An 18202-nucleotide genomic window follows, 5' to 3' on the forward strand; every position below is an offset into this window, starting at 1 on the left:
GAAGGCTGCGATCTTTTGCTTTTGAATGTTAAAAACTCTTAAGAGTATGAAACATCACCGAAAACCGGCCCCAGCGGCCGGTTTTTGCTGCCTGAAACAAACGCCACCCCCACGAAAGCCGCCATAATGCCGACCACTTCACACATGGGTGGCAGACGGGCGTTATGGATAACCTGGGTTTTGGCAAAGTCCTGTTGGTGGAAGACGATGAGCGTCTGGCGGCACTGATCGCCCACTTTCTCGAACAACACGGCTACGAGGTGCGCACCGTGCTGCGCGGTGACCTGGCCGTGGCTGCCTTTCTGGAATTCAAGCCGAAAGTCGTGGTGCTCGACCTGATGCTGCCGGGGCAGAGCGGTTTGCACGTGTGCCGCGAGATTCGCAGCGTGTCGGACACGCCGATCGTGATCCTGACGGCCAAGGAAGACGATCTTGACCACATTCTCGGTCTGGAGTCCGGCGCCGACGACTACGTGATCAAACCGATCAAACCACCGGTGTTACTGGCCCGGTTGCGAGCGCTACAACGACGGCAGATGCCGGACAGTAACGTGGTCAGTTTTCTTGAGTTCGGCCAGTTGAGCATTGACCGCAGCTGTCGTGAAGTACGGCTGGCGGGCGAGGTCATTGAAATGACCACCATGGAATTCGAGCTGCTGTGGTTGCTTGCCAGCGCGGCGGGCAAGGTGCTGTCGCGCGATGACATTCTCAATCGCATGCGCGGGATAGCCTTCGACGGGCTCAACCGCAGTGTCGACGTGTACATCAGCAAGCTGCGCAACAAGCTCAAGGACAACCCCCGCGAGCCGATCTGTATCAAAACCGTGTGGGGCAAGGGTTATCTGTTCAATCCGTTTGCGTGGGAGCTGTAGATGCTGCGGTTATTTCTCGGGCTGTTTCTGGTCATGACGATTGGTCTGGTGCTGGCGTTGCAGACGGTTGAACGCACCTTTGATGCCTTGCTCGATTATCAGATGCAGGACTACAACCGCGAGGCTGTGCGGGGGCAAGCGTGGACGTTGGCTCAGCAGTTGCGTGACCTCGATGGCCCGGCGCGGGAAAAACAGCTGGAAACGATTCGCCCGCATTACGGTTTGGGGCTGACGCTGGTCGATACCTCTGAACTGGCCCTCAGCGACGAGGAAAAAGCCGAGCTGGCCAAAGGGCTGCTAGTGATCCGCGACAAGTACAGCCAGTACATTTCCGCCATTGACGATGGCCCGCAACTGCTCAGCATCCGTTTGCCGGCCGAGCCGAGCCTGATGCCGTTCTACATCGCCGCTGCCTACCTGATGATTGCTGTGCTGATCGGCTTCGTCCTGTTTTTCTGGGTGCGTCCGCACTGGCGTGATCTGGAGAAACTGCGCCTGGCCGCCGAGCGTTTTGGCGACAACGATCTGTCCGTGCGCATTCAATTGTCGAAACGCTCGAACATCCGCGATCTGGCCGAGCACTTCAACCTGATGGCGGCGCGCATCGAAGGCCTGATCGCCAATCAGCGTGAGCTGACCAATGCCGTGTCCCACGAGTTGCGCACGCCGATCGCGCGGTTGTCGTTTGAGCTTGATCAGCTCAAGCAGCAGTCGGACCCCAGCCAGAACCGCGAGCTGATTGCCGATATGTATGCCGACCTCGGCGAGCTGGAGGAAATGGTTTCGGAACTGTTGACCTACGCCAGCCTTGAGCGCGGCGCGACGGTGATCAAGCGCGAAAACATCCAGGCTGCCAATTGGCTCGACAGTGTGGTCGGCAGCGTGGCGCTGGAGGCCGAAGCGGCGGGGGTGCAGTTGTTGATCGGTGATTGCCGGCTCGACACCGTGCGTATCGAGCCGCGATTCATGGCGCGGGCGGTGATCAATCTGCTGCGCAACGCGATTCGTTATGCCGAGCAGCGGGTTGAAGTGACGCTGGTGCGCACCGGTGATTATTACGAAGTGCGGGTCAACGACGATGGGCCGGGCGTGCCGGTGGACGGGCGGGAGAAAATCTTTGAGCCGTTTTCGCGACTGGATGCCAGTCGGGATCGGCGTACGGGTGGGTTTGGTTTGGGCCTGGCGTTGGTGCGACGAGTGTCGCAGTCTCATGGCGGGCAGGTTGAAGTGGGCGATTCGGCGTGGGGTGGGGCGTCGTTCCGGATGACCTGGGAGCATCTGGATTAATGATGTGATCTGTGCCGGCCTCTTCGCGAGCAGGCTCGCTCCCACAGTGATCTGCGGCGTTCACAAATCCAATGTGGGAGCGAGCCTGCTCGCGAAGGCGCCATCCATGGCGCTGTTTATTTCAGCCCAGAATCAAAAATCCCACTTGGTCGTCAGCATCAAATTGCGCGGCTCACCGTAGAACGTGGTGTCGAAGTTGCCCAGTCCCGTCAGATAACGCTTGTCGAAGACGTTGTTGGCGTTGACCGTGAAGCTCAGGTGCTCGTTGTACTGATAGCGGCTCATCAGGTCGACGAGGGTGTAGCCGCCCTGTTTGATCCGCGTGTAGTCGCCGGCCGGGGCGCTGTAGATCTTGCCGTAGAACGCGCTCTGCCAGCTCACGCCGCCACCGACGGTGACCTTGTCCAGCACGCCGGGCAAACGGTAGGTGGTGAAGGTGCGCACCGTATGTTCAGGCTTGGTGGTCGACAACGGATAACCGTACATGCGCTGTTCATCGGCATCACGGGTACGCGCGTAGGTGTAGCCGGCGGAGACGTTCCAGCCTTCGGCCAGTTCGCCGGCCAGTTCCAGCTCCACGCCTTTGGTGGTGGCGCCGTCGATGGCTTTGTAGATGCCTTCGTTGGTCACCGCGTTGGTGCCGATCGATTCGGCAACGCCGTCCTGCTCGATGCGGAAAAGCGCCAGGCTGGCGTTGAGGCGACCGTCGAAATACGCCGCTTTCAAACCGGTTTCGTAGCTGTCGCCCTCGACCGGGGCAAGGGTCGAGCCATTGGCGTCCTTGTAGGTCTGCGGCTGATAAATGCTGGTGTAGCTGGCATACAGCGAGTAGGTGTCGTCGAGGTCATAAATCACCCCGGCGTAAGGCGTGACCACGCCGTGTTCCTTGTAACTGGTGTGGGTGTCGTCGAGGCCGGCCCCGGGGTTGTAGCGGTAGTCTTCGTTGTACTTGAAGGTGCTCAAGCGGCTGCCGAGGATCACCGAGAAATCGTCGGTCGGGCGCAGGCGCGTGGCCAGATAAATACCGTTCTGGCTCTGGGTGCGCTCGTACTTGCCGTTTTTCGGGAAGTCCTGTTTCGGCAGATTGCCGTCCCAGTCGTAAATGCTCCCCGGTACTTCGGAAAACGCACTGGTGTCGTAGGTCGAACCGGTCTGGCGCGAGTGCGAGGTCATCACGCCAGCGATCAGCTCATGCTCGCGACCACCCAGGGTGAAGGGGCCGGAGACATTGACGTCAGCGGTGTTCTGCACACGATGACCTTCCCAGCGCCCCCAATACATGAACATGCCTTCGCCCGTGGCGCGATTCGGATTGCCGCCGCTGGCCGAGGCCAGACGCGTGTCGTGATCGGTGGTTTTCTGGTCGAGGCTGACCTTGAATTTCCAGTCGTTGGCCAACGCCTGTTCCAGCGAGGCGAAATAGGTGATGTTGTCGAAATCGCGGCGGCTCCAGTCCGCGGCGGAGTTGAAGTGGCGACCAAAATCGGTTCGCCCGCCATCGGCGAAATACACCGGGTTACCGGTCCACGACGAACCCCGTGGTGTGGTGCTGGATTTGTCGACGCCGAAGGTCAGCAGGGTGTCGTCGCTCAGGTCGGCTTCGAGGATGCCGTAGAACAGGTCTTTGCGCTGGCTGTAGTGATCGAGGTAAGAGTTTTGATCGGAATAGGCGCCGACGAAACGTCCGCGCACGTTGCCCGATTCAGTCAGCGAACCGGAAATATCACCGACGGTGCGGTAGGCATCCCACGAACCAACGGTGCCGCTGATAGAGGCTTTGAATGCCTTGGTCGGCTTCTTGCGGATCAGGTTGACCGTGGCCGACGGGTCGCCGGAGCCGGTCATCAGGCCGGTCGCGCCTTTGATGATTTCAATGCGGTCGATGCTGGCGGCGTCGTCGCCATTGTTCGGGTTCTCGCCGTAGACGCCATCGTAGGGGATGTTGACGCCGTCGTACTGGAAGTTGGTGATCGCCAGGCCGCGCGCGGAAAACTCGGTACGGTCGCTGTCGTACTTCTGCATGGAAATGCCGGGGGTGTTGCGCAGCGCATCACCAATGCTTTGTACACCGCGATCGTCCATTTGCTGACGGGTGATCACCGTCACCGACTGCGGGGTTTCGCGAATCGACAGCGGCAGGCCGGTGGCCGAAGACATGGCGCCGGTGGTGTAGGAGCGGGTGTCTTCGGTGGTGGCGCCGAGGCCTTGCGCGGAAATATTGGTGGCGCCCAGTTGCAAGGTCTGCTCGGTTTTTTCAGCGGCGTTGGCAGAAATGCTCAGCAGGGCCAGTGCCAACGGGCACAGGACAAAACGAAAACGGACGTGCGACATGGAGATCCCTTTGCATCGAATCGATCGGTAGTTGAAGTGCTTCTGAGGGGTTAACCGAACGAACAACGCAAAGGGGAACTGCTGGAACAAAAAATAGTGAAGCAGTGGAGTTCCCCTGTAGGAGTGAGCCTGCTCGCGATAGCGGTCTATCAGCAACATTGTTGTTGTCTGGCACACCGCTATCGCGAGCAGGCTCACTCCTACAGGGGGTAGGCTGGAGTTGCGAGGTCAGCAGGCCAAACCGAGGCGTTCATGCCACTGCGCAATGGATTCTTCGGGGTAGACGTCGAACTGTTTGTCTTTCGCTTTGGCCTCGACTTCGACCCAGGGTGCTTTCGAACCGAGCATCAAATGCGTGTGCTCCGGCGGCACCGGCAAAGGCGTGTCGATGGCCGAGGCGAACGGGTGGATCAGCTCCGGCCATTCCGGGCTGAACAGCCACAAGCCGCTGCCGCACAGTGAACAGAAGTGCCGCTCAGCCGTGCTGCGATGGGCGCGTTTGTCGCCCTCGTCTTTCATCTTCGCGTGATAGACGCTGATGTGTTTGCGCCCGCGCACCTTGAGGCTGGTCGCGTCGCCGCCGAGGTTGATCGCATAACCGCCACCGCCCTGGGTCTTGCGGCAGATCGAGCAATAGCAGCGTTGATAAGGGTAGGGGTGGGCGCTGGTGAGGCTGAACGTGACCTCGCCGCAATGGCAGGAGCCTTCGAGATGCATGGGTGCTCTCCGGTTTCTGAATGTGCGGTTGAGCCTAGAACATTCAGTGCGATTGCGGCCGGTGTGATTCGACGGGCGGGCGCAGCGTCTAGCCCCAGTGTCCCCGCAATCCCATGGGGCGAGACTTCGGAACCCGGCATGCAAGCGCTGTTGAACGAGATTCTTGACGCTGTCCGCCCGCTGATCGGGCGGGGCAAGGTGGCTGACTACATTCCCGCCCTCGGCACTGTGCCGGCCAATCAACTGGGCATCGCCGTGTACGGCAATGACGGCGAGATGTACTGCGCCGGTGACGCCGAGACACCGTTCTCGGTGCAGAGTATTTCCAAGGTGTTCAGCCTGGTGCAGGCGATCGATCATTCCGGCGAAGCGATCTGGGAACGCCTCGGTCACGAGCCGTCCGGGCAACCGTTCAACTCGCTGGTGCAGCTGGAATTCGAGCGCGGTCGGCCACGCAATCCGTTCATCAATGCCGGAGCGCTGGTGATCTGCGACATCAACCAGTCACGCTTTGCCGCGCCGACCCTGTCGATGCGCGATTTCGTCCGGCGCCTGTCCGGCAACCCGCAGATCATGATCGACGGCAAAGTCGCCGATTCTGAATATCAACACCGTGCGCGCAATGCGGCGATGGCGTATCTGATGCAGTCGTTCGGCAATTTTCACAACGATGTCGAAGCGGTGCTGCGCAGCTATTTCAGCCACTGCGCGTTGCGCATGAACTGTATTGATCTGGCCCGGGCGTTTTGCTTTCTGGCCAACGACGGCTTTTGCAAACACAGCGGCGAACAGATCCTGACGCGTCGGCAAACCCAGCAAGTCAACTCGATCATGGCCACCAGCGGGCTGTATGACGAAGCGGGCAACTTCGCCTATCGCGTCGGCTTGCCGGGCAAGAGCGGCGTCGGCGGCGGGATTGTTGCGGTGGTGCCGGGGCAGTTCACGGTGTGCGTGTGGTCGCCGGAGTTGAATGCTGCGGGGAACTCTCTGGCGGGGATGGCGGCGCTGGAGATGCTTAGCGCGCGGATTGGCTGGTCGGTGTTCTGATCCGGCCACACAAACACCACAAAACCCTGTGGGAGCGAGCTTGCTCGCGAAGGCGTCAGGTCAGCCAACATTGATGTATCAGATCCACCGCTTTCGCGAGCAGGCTCGCTCCCACAGGGTTAGCGGTTGCTTTGGAGGATTGTGTTCCTATACATTTTCCGGCCGCTCCCTGCATGGTGAATCCGCTTCATGTCTCTTGCGCTCGAACGTCTAGTCGCTGGCACGCCGATCCCTTTCGCTGGTAACCGCGTCACCGTGGTCAGCCCCGAACTGGCCGCGCGGTTTCAGCCCGGTGACCACCTGCTGGTGGAGCAGGTCAGTGGTGAGTTGCTGCTGATCCCCGTGGCGGATCAGCAAGCGGCGTCCGTGGCGATCGAACGCGCGGCAGCGGCATTTACCGCGTTGTCGGCGGTGTCCGATGAGGCGATCAGCCAGTTTTTCGACCTGTTTGCGCAGCGTCTGGAAACCCCGGCGTGCTGGGCGCACATCGAAACCGCCAACCGCGCCGACATCGAAAGGGCCAAGGCGCGCGGCCGCTCCACCACCCGCCTGCTCGCCGATGAGCGCATGCGTCGCGATATGATCGCCGGCCTGCGTGCCTGGCGAGACGCAGCGGCGACGCGCGGTAAAGTCATCAGCAGCGTCGAGCACGACGGCTGGAAGGTTGAGCAAGTGGTCTCGCCGTTGGGCATCGTCGCGTTTGTCTTTGAAGGCCGGCCGAACGTGTTCGCCGACGCCGCCGGTGTCTTGCGCACCGGCAACACCGCCGTGTTGCGCATCGGCAGCGATGCGTTGGGCACCGCGCAAGCCATCGTCACTCACGCCTTGAACCCGGCGCTGGCCGATGCCGGTCTGCCGGCCGGTGCGGTGTCCTTGGTGGAAAGCGTCAATCATGCCGCCGGTTGGGCGATGTTCGCTGACCGACGTTTGTCGCTGGCGGTGGCGCGTGGTTCGGGTCGTGCGGTCAGTCAACTGGGCAGCATTGCCCAGCAGGCCGGCACCGCCGTCAGCCTGCATGGCACGGGGGGCGCGTGGTTGATCGCCGATCGTGCTGCCGATGCCACACGTTTTGCCGCCGTGGTGCGCAACTCGCTGGATCGCAAGGTGTGCAACACCCTCAACGTCTGTCTGATCCAGCGTGATCGCGCGACGGAACTGGTGCCGCTGTTTCTTGATGCGCTGCAACAGGCCGGCACCGCGCGTGGCCAGGGTTGCAAGCTGCACATTGTCGAAGGCAGCGAAAGTTACCTGCCGAGTGAGTGGCAGAACGCGACGGTCGAGGTCTATCGCGCCGAGGGCTATCAGACCGAGGCACTGGCAGAACCCTTGGCAGAATCCGAGTTGGGCCGCGAGTGGGAATGGGAAGAAACCCCGGAAGTCAGCCTGATGATCGTTGACGATGTGGATCAGGCGATTGCGCTGTTCAACCGCTACAGCCCGCAATTTACCGTGTCGTTGATCAGTGAGGATGCAGCCGTACAAGAGCGTTTCTACAACGCGGTGAATGCGCCGTTCGTGGGCAATGGCATTACCCGTTGGGTCGATGGGCAGTATGCGTTGAACAAGCCGGAGCTGGGTCTTTCGAACTGGGAAAGTGGGCGCTTGTTTGCGCGCAGTGCGATTCTTTCGGGGGATGGCGTGTTCACTGTGCGCAGCCGCATGACCCAGATCGATCTCACAGTAAAACGCTGATCTGGCGGACATTGATCGTTCCCACGCTCCAGCGTGGGAACGCAGCCCGTGACGCTCCGCGTCACTGGGCGCAGAGCGTCCCCCGAGGCATTCCCACGCAGAGCGTGGGAACGATCAGTTGCTCAGGCCGCGTGGGTGGTTTGTGCATGGATCGCGCAAGTCGCCGGTTGCTCGGCCAGCGGCACAAACGTGCGGCGGTCCGAGGCCAGCGCATCGACCGAGCCGGTCTCGATGTCATACACCCAGCCATGCAGGTTCAGCAGGCCTTTCTCCTGAGCCAGACGCACGCTCGGGTGGGTCTGAATGTTCGCCAGTTGCGCGATCACGTTCTCGCGCACCATCGAACTCAATTTTGCCGCGTCATTGGCGTGCGGCCGCGCCTCGTTAACCACTTTCGCCGACTCGGCATGCTGCAGCCAGCCGCTGACCGCAGGCAGGTGATCCATGCATTTGCACTTCGCGATCGCGGTCATCGCACCGCAGTCCGAATGCCCGCAGATGACAATGTCGGTCACCCCGAGCACCGCCACCGCATATTCAACCGTCGCCGAAACCCCGCCCGGATGCGGGCTGTAGGACGGCACGATGTTGCCAGCGTTGCGGATCACAAACAGCTCGCCAGGTTCTTGCTGGGTCAGCAGTTCCGGCACGACACGGCTGTCGGAACAGGTGATGAACAAGGTGCCGGGCTGTTGCGTGGTCGCCAGGTGTTTGAACAGTTCGGTGCGTTGCGGAAACGCTTCGTTCTGGAATTTCAGGAAGCCATCAATCAGGTTTTTCATGGTGTTGTCCTCTCAGTTCGAGCAACCGCTGCCGAATTCGCTGTATTGAAGAATGTGTTTGCCGCCGTGGCTGTCCAGATACGTCATCTCCACCGGCACCACGCCACACACATCGGCAACCGGGGTAATGCTCAGCACTTGGGCGATATCCAGTTGCATGCCGTAGCGGTAGGCGACGGCCTCGTCAGCGGCAGATGCCTGGGCGCAAACGCCGCCGAGCAGGGCCAGAATCAACAGAATTTTTTGCATGGGGCAGCCTCCAGATGTGTTGGTGACGGGTAGCCATTTGAGGTGTGTTGGCCCGCACGCAGGGTGCGGGCCGATGTCGATCAGAACGGACGCAGGGGCAGGAACTTGCCGTCGAGGGTGACCACAGCGCGGGAGCCGCCTTCCGGGTCTTCGACTTTCTTGATGTCGAGTTTGAAGTTGATCGCGCTGATGATGCCGTCGCCGAACTGCTCGTGAACCAGCGCTTTGAGGGTTGTGCCGTAGATCTGGATCATCTCGTGGAAGCGGTAGATGGTCGGGTCGGTCGGTACGCCGCTGAGGCTGCCACGCAGGGGGATGATCTGCATCGCCGCGACGTCTTCAGCGCTCAGTTCAAGCTTGTCGCCGACCACTTGGGCGGCGTTTTCTGGCAGCGGGTGCTGGCCGAGCAGGGCAGCGGTGACGTACGCCAGGCTGAGGCCGGTGCCGTCGGCCAGATCCTGCCACGACAGATCTTTGCGTGCCTTGGCGTCGAGAACGCGGGTGGTCAGGGCCAGGCTGGTGTCGTTGTAGGCGTGGGACTGTTGCATGGTGTCACTCCTTTCAGGGGTTGGCTTGCTGTGTGGGATTGATCTTCTGCCGATTCATCCATAGCGTCCAAGACCGATATACAATGCTTGGCATAAGCCCTGCCTATAGATGGTGTTTCCCATGCTGCTGCGACATCTGCGTTACCTGCTCGCTGTTGCCGATCACGGCGGCTTTACCCGTGCCGCCGAGGCATTGCATGTTTCACAGCCGACCCTGTCGCAGCAGATTCGCCAACTGGAAGAAACCCTGGGGGTGAACCTGTTTGATCGCACTTCGCGCACGGTAAAACCGACGGATGCCGGTGTGGCCTACATCGAATGTGCGCGGCGAGTGTTAGTGGAACTGGAGGCGGGCAAACGCGCGTTGCATGACGTGAAGGATTTGTCTCGCGGGACGTTGCGTCTGGCGATGACGCCGACGTTCATGGCGTATCTGGTCGGGCCGTTGGTGCGCGACTTTGCCGCGCGGTACCCGGGGATTCATTTGCAGATTTTCGAGCTGTCGATGGACGACATCGAGGCGGGGCTGGCGGATGACTCGCTGGATATTGCGATTGCGTTTACGCCGGTGCGCAGTCCTGAGATCGAGTGCATTCCGGCGTTTACCGAAACGCTGGGGATCATGGTCGGGCGTAAGCATCCGCTGTATGACAGTGCGGCGGTGCTGACACCGGAGGATGTCGCTTCGCTGGATTTCGCCTTGTTGGCGCCGGACTTCATCACGCGGTTATCGGTGGATGAGTATTTTCGCCAACACGGGATTACGCCGCAGGTGCGGATCGAGGTGAATTCGGTGAGTACGTTGCTTGAAGTGGTGCGTTGTTCGCCGCTGGCGACGATGTTGCCGCAGGCGATTGCCACCGAGGATCGGGCGTTGTGCCGGTTGCGCGTCGAGAGTGATGTGCCGCAGCGTGGGGCGGCGTTGTTGCGGCGGCGCAATAATTATCACAGTGCGGCGGCAGTGGCGTTTGTGGAAATGGTGTTGGACATGGGAAGCCCCTCACCCTAACCCTCTCCCAGAGGGAGAGGGGACTGACCGAGGGATGCTGGAGTAATACACCGACCTGAAAGTGCTCTGCTGAATCCATAATCAACTCGGTGTGTCCGGTTGACGAATGACTTTATACAACTCGATCGGCTCCCTCTCCCTCCGGGAGAGGGCTGGGGTGAGGGGCTACAATTCCAGTCACGCCAAATCAATGCAAGCGAACAAAAAAAGGCCTGCTTCCTTTAAGGAAGCAGGCCTTTCAATTATTTGATGACTAACTCAGCAAAACCGATCAATCACCCGAACTTCATTGTGGTTCTGCATCGAATCCCACGCCTGTTTCAGCGTTTGCAGAACATTACCGATGAAGTCCTTGTCAGCCGCGGCTTTCTTGCCAACATAACCGTGGCCGCGACGGTACATCTTCAGGCGGGCCAGCAGGTTCTGATGGTTGCGGTCGAACTCTTCTTCGCCAGCATGAGGCGCCAGGCAGTCGATATGCACCTGACCCGACTTGCTGATCCACAGAATATGGCTGTCGTGGCTGTCTTTTTGCGCAGCGAACATACGAGCCAGTTCTTCGATAGTAGGTTGATTGTTCAGATTCATGATATTGCCCCTTGACCAGTCTGGTGATCTTTCAAAGTTGATTCGCTAATACAGGTAGCCCATCGGTTAGTTGATCCCTGGCACCGAAACCAGGACGTCAGCGCTCGCCCGTGGAAAGTACGGGGTCGTGCATCTGTTGCATGTAGTCGTGTTGAATAACTGCTACGCAATAGCGTCACAACGAGGAGAAGCAGCGAAAACCGGGAGGCTCCTTGACGACATTTACCGTGTCGACCACAAGCGTCTTGAGAATTTTCGCCAGCGCTTCTCGTCCTTGTACTGGACGTTCAGGCCAGGTCAGCTTCTTCAATCTGCCTTGTGGGCAGCGTGTATCCGGAAAAAACAACTCGGCGGTCAGACGAGTTTGCTCAAGCGTGTTACCGATGTTCCCGATCGGGGAACGTCTTCATCATGCAAAAGCAAAACGATGCCGTCAACGGTTTTGTAGTGATTATTTTTGTTCACTACATATTGTCGGACAAAGCTGTTTTGGAATGAGAAAGAATCCGTTCAGGCAACGGAAAAAGGCGTGCGCAGCCCGTAGAAGGTGCACGGATAACCGTCTACTTCGCGCTGCTGCAGGGTGAAGTGGCCATTGCTCATCAACGGAATCAGCCTGGCCCAGAAGCGCTGCGCCGGCAGGTTGGCGTCGATGTGGAAAATCTGCCATTGACCGGGGATCTGGCTCAAGAGGGCAGAGACGACAAACTGCGCGACGCCTTGGCCACGAAAGCGTCGCGCGATGAAAAAGTAGCCGATGTTGTGTTCGGCGTCGGGAATGTGGATTTCGTTATCGACGGTCACGAAGCCGGCCAGTTCGCCGTCGACCTGAATCAGAAATGGTTGGGTGGCCGGGTGGCGCCAGTAGTCGATTTTCGGCTGGATGGAGAAGAAACCATGCGCAGCGAGCTTCAGCGGCAGCCATTCGCTGAAGTCGTACATGTAGAACTGCATGAGGTTTTCGATGATCTCCAGCTCATCGCGCTGGGCTGGATGCAGTTCGATATTGGCCATACGCCGGGTTCCTGAAAGTGATGAGCCTTGCAGAAACAGTAGCGGGTTTTATTTGCCCGTCGGTTTCGCCGTGCGTTTGGTGGTGCCTGCGGTTTTGCTGCGCGTCGATTTACGTTTCTTCTTCCACGGTGCTGCGGCTTTGCCGGCGGGTGGCGGGCCGCTGATGGTCAGGCTGAGGCTGGAGCAGCGCGTCACCTGTTTGCTCATCCATGCCGCTTGTTTGGTGACGAATTCTTCCAGACTCATTTCGCCGCTTTGCACCATGTCCAGCGCCTGCTCCCAGATCGCCGTGGTGCCGGGGTCAGCAATTGCGCGGGGCACTGCGTCGATCAGGCTGAACGCCGCCGGCGTAGCAGCGAGGGCCTTGCCGTTTTTCACCAGATAGCCACGGTCAATCAAACCCTGAATGATCGACGCGCGGGTGGCTTCGGTGCCGATACCGGTGGTGTCCTTGAGTTTCTGTTTGAGCAGCGGATCCTCGACCAGTTTGGCAACGTTTTTCATCGCCTTGATCAGATCGCCCTCGGTGTAGGGTTTGGGCGGTTGCGTCCACAAATCCTTGAGCTTCACAGCGGCGATGGCGCATTCGACGCCTTGGCTAAGGGCCGGCAAGGTTTGCGGTGCGGGTGCTTCGCGGCCCTTCGCCGCTGCCAGCGCTTCGGGCAGAGCACGCTTCCAGCCCGCTTCGATGATTTGCTTGCCGACCGCGCGCAATGCTTCACCGGCGCAATCGAAGTCGGCCTGGGTGCGATCGTATTCATGATTGGGCAGGAACTGCGCCAGATAGCGCGCGCGGATCAGCGTGTAGACCGCGCGGTGCTTGCCGGTCAGGCGTTCAAGATTCTTCGCAGCAGCGGTGGGGATAATGCCGTGGTGAGCGCTGACCTTGGCGTCATTCCAGGCTCTGGATTTTCGTTGCGGCTCCAGAAACCCGTTGAGCGCTTCAAGGCCTGGATCTGCCTGACGCAATGCCGCAAGAATCCCCGGCGCCTCACTGTGCTGGCTTAGCGGCAAGTAGCCGCAATCACTGCGCGGGTAAGTGATGACCTTGTAGGTTTCGTAGAGTGCCTGAGCAGTGTCGAGGGTTTCCTGCGCGCCGAGGCCGAGCTTCTTTGAACAGACTTCCTGCAAGGTGCCGAGATCGAAGGGCAGGGGCGCCACTTCGCGCATGCGCTCGGTTTTCAGCTTGACCACTCGGGCACTGGCAGCGCCGTTGATGGCGGCGGCCGCTTGCTGGGCCAGCGCCTGATTCAGGCAGCGCTCCTGATCGTCACAGACATCCGACGGCGCCCGCCACTGTGCGGTAAACGGAATGCCGTTGTGCAGCAGATCGACATCGATCGCCCAGAATGGCACCGGCACGAAATCGGCGATGCTGCGGTCGCGATCCACCACCAGCCGTAAGGTCGGTGTCTGCACCCGGCCTACTGGCAACACGCCTTGATAACCCGATTGTCGCCCGAGCAGTGTGAACAGTCGGCTCATGTTCATACCGATCAGCCAGTCCGCCCGCGAGCGGCCCAGCGCCGAGTGATACAGGCTGAAGGTCTCGGCCCCCGGTTTCAGCGCGGCCAAGGCTTTGCGGATCGAGGCTTCGTCCAGCGCCGACAGCCACAAGCGGCGGATCGGCCCGCGATAACGACAATGCTCGACCAGTTCCCGGGCGATCATCTCGCCCTCACGGTCGGCGTCGGTGGCGATGATCAGTTCGCTGGCCTCGCCGAGCAGACGCTTGACCGCTTTGTACTGGCTGGCGGTGCGCGGCTTGACGGTCATTTTCCACTTGTCCGGAATGATCGGCAGATCGGCCAGCACCCAGCGCTTGTAGCGCACGTCATAGGCATCCGGCGGCGCGGTTTCGAGCAAGTGGCCGATGCACCAGGTCACCGTGACATCCGTTCCCAGCCAGCAGCCGTCGCCGCGACGTCTGGCGCCGAGCACGGCCGCAATGTCTTTGGCCTGGGAGGGTTTTTCACAGAGGTACAGCCGCATAACCACCATCGTCGATCAAGGTCCGAACAGGTGCACAGAATGGCCGGACTTGGCGTTAGGGGCAACTTTTATCTGTATGGATATACAGATAAAAAGCATTGCAGCAGGTGACGGGCAATACAGGGACGCAGGCAGGGCTATCGAGAAATTGAGTAGCACCCGGTTTGCGTGTGTGTCAGGTTTTTCGGCGATTCAAACACGCGAGTGACAGGACGATCTCGCCAGAAGATCGCCGTGGTCTGTCGACACTGACTACTCAGAAACAAGGAAGTCCATCATGGCTCAAGCCAAATCCAAAACCAGCAGCGCCTTCGACGAAATCGATACGTTCAGCCACCTGTATGACCGTGGCGTCGGGCTGGTCAATGGCAAACCTTCATTCACTGCCGATCAGGCTGCGGATGAAATCCTGCGTAAAGGCCTGTCGTGGGGCGACAAGAACGCTGACGGCAAGATCGACCTCAGTTACACCTTCCTGACCGAGAAACCGGCGAACTACAACGTCAAACTGGGCAACTTCAGCGAGTTCAGTGCCCAGCAAAAAGCCCAGGCCGTGCTGGCCATGCAATCCTGGGCTGATGTCGCCAACGTCACCTTCACTGAAGGCAAGGGCGGCGATGGCCACATGACCTTCGGTAACTACGATGTCAGCACCGGTGGCGCAGCGTTCGCTTACCTGCCGAGCGGCGGCAGCTACGACGGCCAGTCGTGGTACTTGATCAACGATCAGTATCAGGTCAACAAAACCCCGGACACCAACAACTACGGGCGCCAGACCCTGACCCACGAGATCGGCCATACCTTGGGCCTGTCACACCCGGGCGCGTACAACGCCGGTAATGGCAACCCGACCTATAACGACGCCAAGTACGCCGAAGACACTCGCGGCTACAGCCTGATGAGCTACTGGAGCGAAGCCAATACCGACCAGAACTTCAGCAAGGACGGCAGCGGCGCGTACGCTTCGGCGCCATTGCTGGACGATATCGTCGCGGTGCAGAAACTGTATGGTGCCAACTACGCGACCCGCGCCGACGACACCACCTACGGTTTCAATTCCAACGCCGAGCGCGATTTCTACAGCGCCACTTCGGCGTCCTCCAAAGTGGTTTTCTCGGTGTGGGATGGCGGCGGTAATGACACGCTGGATTTCTCCGGTTTCAGCCAGAACCAGAAGATCAACCTCAATGAAGGCTCGTTCTCCGATGTTGGCGGCCTGGTCGGTAACGTTTCCATTGCTCACGGCGTGACAGTGGAAAATGCCCTCGGCGGTTCAGGCAATGACCTGCTGATCGGCAACGCCGTTGCCAACGAACTGGTTGGCGGTGCCGGTAATGACATCCTTTATGGTGGTGGCGGTGGCGACACGTTGTGGGGCGGTGCAGGTGCAGACACCTTCGTATTCGGTGCTGCCAGTGATTCGACCATGACGGCGCCGGACTGGATCATGGATTTCACCAGCGGCCTGGACAAGATCGACTTATCGGGGATCGCCGGTTTTGCCACGGGCGCGGCGTCGCTGAACTTTGTCAGCGGATTTACCGGGCATGCGGGCGACGCGATCCTGACTTACTACGCGCAGACCAATCAGACCAGCCTGATGGTTGATCTGACGGGACAGGGTTCGGTGGACTTTGCCGTGGGTGTGGTGGGGCAAGCGGTGGCGACTGATATCGTTGCGTGATGCCTGAAGAGCGGCCCTCACCCTAACCCTCTCCCAGAGGTAGAGGGGACCGATTGGGGGATATTGGCGAAATTCACCGACTTGAACGATTGGCTTTGAATCCATAATCGACGAGATTTTTCAGGTCGATGGATTTCGCCAGACAACTCGGTCAGTCCCCTCTCCCTCCGGGAGAGGGCTAGGGTGAGGGGCTTTTGACGTTGATGGGCCGTTCAGCTGTAAACCCAACCCAACCCGCACCAATGGGCTATACCTGAACCGGTCTCTTCGCCGTATCCAGGAGAACCCCCATGAAAACCTCCGGCCCCAGTCCTGTGATTGCCCTCGAACAACTTCCCGGCTGCCTGATAGTTAAATTCCACGGTATCCAGGTCGCCGCTTCTTCCCACGTCATGATTCTCAACGAAGCCAATTACCCGCCGGTCTATTACGTCCCCCGCGAAGACATCGACGAAAAGTACTTCGCCCGCACCGACCACACCAGTTATTGCCCGTACAAGGGCGACGCCAATTACTTCAGCCTGCAAGTGCCGGGGCATGAAGGGGCGAACGCGGTGTGGACTTACGAAAATCCGAAAGTGTCAGTCGCTTCGATCCGCGACTACGTGGCGTTTTATCCGGATCAGGTGAAGTTCGAAGTGATCAAGGCTGATGCCTGAGCAAAAAAAACGGCGAGGGTAAAAGCCCTCGCCGATTGATGTGTCTGGTTGAGTTTCAGTTCTTGTCGAGATCGATATTCTTCGTCTCACGCAAACAGATCATCCCCACCACCAGGCTCACCCCGGTAATCAGCACCGGATACCACAGCCCGTAAAAGATGTCCCCCGTATAAACAACCAGCGCAAACGACACCGTCGGCAAGAACCCGCCAAACCAGCCGTTACCAATGTGGTACGGCAGCGACATCGAGGTGTAGCGAATGCGCGTCGGGAACAGTTCGACCATCAGCGCCGCCAGTGGGCCGTAGCACATCGCCGAGATGATGATCAGCGCCACGATCAGGGCGACGATCATCGGTTTGTTGATTTGCTGCAGATCAGCCTGTTGCGGGTAGCCGGCCAGGGTGATCGCACCGCGCAGTGCAGCCTCATCGAAGCCGTCGAGTTTGACGTCGCCGACGCTCACCTGCACGGCGCTGCCAGCAGGCGCAGCGGCGCTGGAGTAGGGCAGGCCTTGCTTGACCAGGAAGGTTTTGACCTTGTCGCACGGGCTGTCGAATTTGGCTTTGCCGACCGGGTCGAACTGGAAGGTGCAAGTCGCCGGATCCGCCAGCACGGTGATCGGTGCCTGACGGCTGGCCTGATCGATCGCCGGGTTGGCGTAGTGCGCGAGGGACTTGAAGATCGGGAAGTACAGCGCCGTGGCCAGTAGCAAGCCGAGCATCAACACCGGTTTACGTCCGACCTTGTCCGACAGCCAGCCGAAAAAGATGAAGAACGGTGCGCCGATGACCACGCTGATGATCAACAAAGTGTTGGCCACCGCCGGGTCCATTTTCAGGAACTGGGTGAGGAAGAACAGCACGTAGAACTGCGCCGCGTAGAAGGTCACCGCTTGGCCGGCGTTGATGCTGAACAGGGCGATCAACACGACTTTGAGGTTTTCCCATTTGCCGAAGGATTCGCGGATCGGCGCCTTCGAGGTTTTGCCTTCCTCTTTCATTTTCAGATAGGCCGGCGACTCGTGCAGGCTCAGGCGGATCCAGGTGGAAATGCCCAGCAGCACGATCGACAGCAGGAACGGAATACGCCAGCCCCAGACTTCAAACTGATCGCCGGTGAAGTAGCGGCAACCGAGCACCACCAGCAGCGACAGCAACAGACCGAGGGTGGCGGTGGACTGAATCCAGCTGGTGTGGAAACCGCGTTTGCCGATTGGCGCATGCTCGGCCACATAGGTCGCAGCGCCGCCGTATTCACCGCCGAGCGCCAAGCCCTGAAGCATGCGCAGCACCACCAGAATGATCGGCGCGGCGATGCCGATGCTGGCGTAGGTCGGCAGCAGGCCGACGCAGAACGTCGCCACACCCATCAGAATGATCGTCGCGAGAAAGGTGTATTTGCGCCCGATCATGTCCCCCAACCGACCGAACACCAGCGCCCCGAACGGCCGCACGATAAAGCCTGCGGCGAAGGCCATCAGCGCAAAGATGAACGCGGTGGTGTCGTTGACCCCGGCGAAAAATTGCTTGCTGATCACTGCCGCGAGCGCGCCGTAGAGGAAGAAGTCATACCACTCGAACACCGTCCCCAGTGAGGAAGCGAAGATGACTTTGCGTGTATCCGGGCTGGTCTCGACGCTGCGCACGGCGTCCAGCGGCTGAACGTGTTCTGACATATCGGTATCCCTCACAGTGATTGTTTTTGTTGTTCCACTGGTGTTGCGTGTTC

The 18202-nt window shown here is 59.6% G+C and carries 16 protein-coding genes; 7 read left to right on the forward strand and 9 right to left on the reverse strand.

All coding sequences use genetic code 11. The annotated features are described in order from the left end of the window. Window positions 1–164: 164 nt before the first annotated feature. Both AB4N44_RS28595 and AB4N44_RS28600 read left to right on the forward strand, forming a co-directional pair. Window positions 165–872: a winged helix-turn-helix domain-containing protein gene (locus AB4N44_RS28595; protein ID WP_127926766.1), complete on the forward strand. Its 708-nt coding sequence runs from the start codon at window positions 165–167 to the stop codon at window positions 870–872. After that, the gene (locus AB4N44_RS28600) at window positions 873–2159 is read left to right on the forward strand and encodes an ATP-binding protein (RefSeq protein ID WP_460111028.1); all 1287 of its coding nucleotides are present in this window, start codon (window positions 873–875) and stop codon (window positions 2157–2159) included. It begins immediately after the preceding gene. 132 nt (window positions 2160–2291) lie between these two features. On the opposite strand, the gene AB4N44_RS28605 is transcribed toward AB4N44_RS28600, so the two are convergent. Together AB4N44_RS28605 and AB4N44_RS28610 are read right to left on the reverse strand one after the other, a co-directional pair. Then, window positions 2292–4490 (reverse strand): TonB-dependent siderophore receptor, encoded by a 2199-nt coding sequence (locus AB4N44_RS28605; RefSeq protein WP_460111026.1) that lies wholly within the window; start codon window positions 4488–4490, stop codon window positions 2292–2294. A gap of 228 nt (window positions 4491–4718) precedes the next feature. Then, window positions 4719–5207 (reverse strand): GFA family protein, encoded by a 489-nt coding sequence (locus tag AB4N44_RS28610; protein WP_160039389.1) that lies wholly within the window; start codon window positions 5205–5207, stop codon window positions 4719–4721. A gap of 138 nt (window positions 5208–5345) precedes the next feature. Between AB4N44_RS28610 and glsB the strand changes: the two genes are divergently transcribed. Both glsB and AB4N44_RS28620 read left to right on the forward strand, forming a co-directional pair. Continuing rightward, window positions 5346–6254: a glutaminase B gene (gene glsB / locus AB4N44_RS28615; RefSeq protein WP_316918078.1), complete on the forward strand. Its 909-nt coding sequence runs from the start codon at window positions 5346–5348 to the stop codon at window positions 6252–6254. Between the two features lie 189 nt (window positions 6255–6443). Continuing rightward, window positions 6444–7946, forward strand: a complete 1503-nt coding sequence (locus tag AB4N44_RS28620; RefSeq protein ID WP_460111022.1) for an aldehyde dehydrogenase family protein — start codon at window positions 6444–6446, stop codon at window positions 7944–7946. A 122-nt stretch (window positions 7947–8068) separates the two neighbouring features. Here the strand turns inward: AB4N44_RS28620 and AB4N44_RS28625 are convergent, their stop codons facing one another. The 3 genes from AB4N44_RS28625 to cynS all read right to left on the reverse strand — a co-directional run bounded on the left by AB4N44_RS28625 (window position 8069) and on the right by cynS (window position 9525). After that, a complete protein-coding gene (locus AB4N44_RS28625; RefSeq protein WP_460111019.1) occupies window positions 8069–8728 on the reverse strand; it encodes a carbonic anhydrase in 660 nt (219 codons plus the stop codon). Between the two features lie 12 nt (window positions 8729–8740). Next, window positions 8741–8977, reverse strand: a complete 237-nt coding sequence (locus tag AB4N44_RS28630; protein ID WP_316918081.1) for a DUF2790 domain-containing protein — start codon at window positions 8975–8977, stop codon at window positions 8741–8743. Between the two features lie 80 nt (window positions 8978–9057). After that, window positions 9058–9525: a cyanase gene (gene cynS, locus AB4N44_RS28635; RefSeq protein ID WP_016982959.1), complete on the reverse strand. Its 468-nt coding sequence runs from the start codon at window positions 9523–9525 to the stop codon at window positions 9058–9060. A gap of 121 nt (window positions 9526–9646) precedes the next feature. On the opposite strand from cynS, the gene cynR reads away from it, so the two are divergent. Continuing rightward, a complete protein-coding gene (gene cynR / locus AB4N44_RS28640; RefSeq protein WP_460111016.1) occupies window positions 9647–10534 on the forward strand; it encodes a transcriptional regulator CynR in 888 nt (295 codons plus the stop codon). A gap of 258 nt (window positions 10535–10792) precedes the next feature. Here the strand turns inward: cynR and AB4N44_RS28645 are convergent, their stop codons facing one another. The 3 genes from AB4N44_RS28645 to AB4N44_RS28655 all read right to left on the reverse strand — a co-directional run bounded on the left by AB4N44_RS28645 (window position 10793) and on the right by AB4N44_RS28655 (window position 14128). Further along, window positions 10793–11122 carry a hypothetical protein gene (locus AB4N44_RS28645; RefSeq protein WP_016982961.1) on the reverse strand — a complete coding sequence of 110 codons (330 nt, stop codon included), beginning with the start codon at window positions 11120–11122 and terminating at the stop codon, window positions 10793–10795. A 510-nt stretch (window positions 11123–11632) separates the two neighbouring features. Continuing rightward, window positions 11633–12136: a GNAT family N-acetyltransferase gene (locus AB4N44_RS28650; protein WP_460111013.1), complete on the reverse strand. Its 504-nt coding sequence runs from the start codon at window positions 12134–12136 to the stop codon at window positions 11633–11635. A 48-nt stretch (window positions 12137–12184) separates the two neighbouring features. Further along, on the reverse strand, window positions 12185–14128 hold the full coding sequence (locus AB4N44_RS28655) for a DNA topoisomerase III (RefSeq protein ID WP_460111011.1): 1944 nt from the start codon (window positions 14126–14128) through the stop codon (window positions 12185–12187). 277 nt (window positions 14129–14405) lie between these two features. On the opposite strand from AB4N44_RS28655, the gene AB4N44_RS28660 reads away from it, so the two are divergent. Next, window positions 14406–15812, forward strand: coding sequence for a serralysin family metalloprotease (locus tag AB4N44_RS28660; protein ID WP_460111009.1), 1407 nt, complete (start codon window positions 14406–14408; stop codon window positions 15810–15812). Between the two features lie 290 nt (window positions 15813–16102). Continuing rightward, window positions 16103–16471, forward strand: a complete 369-nt coding sequence (locus tag AB4N44_RS28665; RefSeq protein WP_460111007.1) for a DUF427 domain-containing protein — start codon at window positions 16103–16105, stop codon at window positions 16469–16471. A 55-nt stretch (window positions 16472–16526) separates the two neighbouring features. On the opposite strand, the gene AB4N44_RS28670 is transcribed toward AB4N44_RS28665, so the two are convergent. Continuing rightward, on the reverse strand, window positions 16527–18149 hold the full coding sequence (locus AB4N44_RS28670; protein ID WP_007910646.1) for an MFS transporter: 1623 nt from the start codon (window positions 18147–18149) through the stop codon (window positions 16527–16529). Window positions 18150–18202 lie beyond the last annotated feature (53 nt).

Source organism: Pseudomonas sp. S3_C06 (assembly GCF_054667675.1).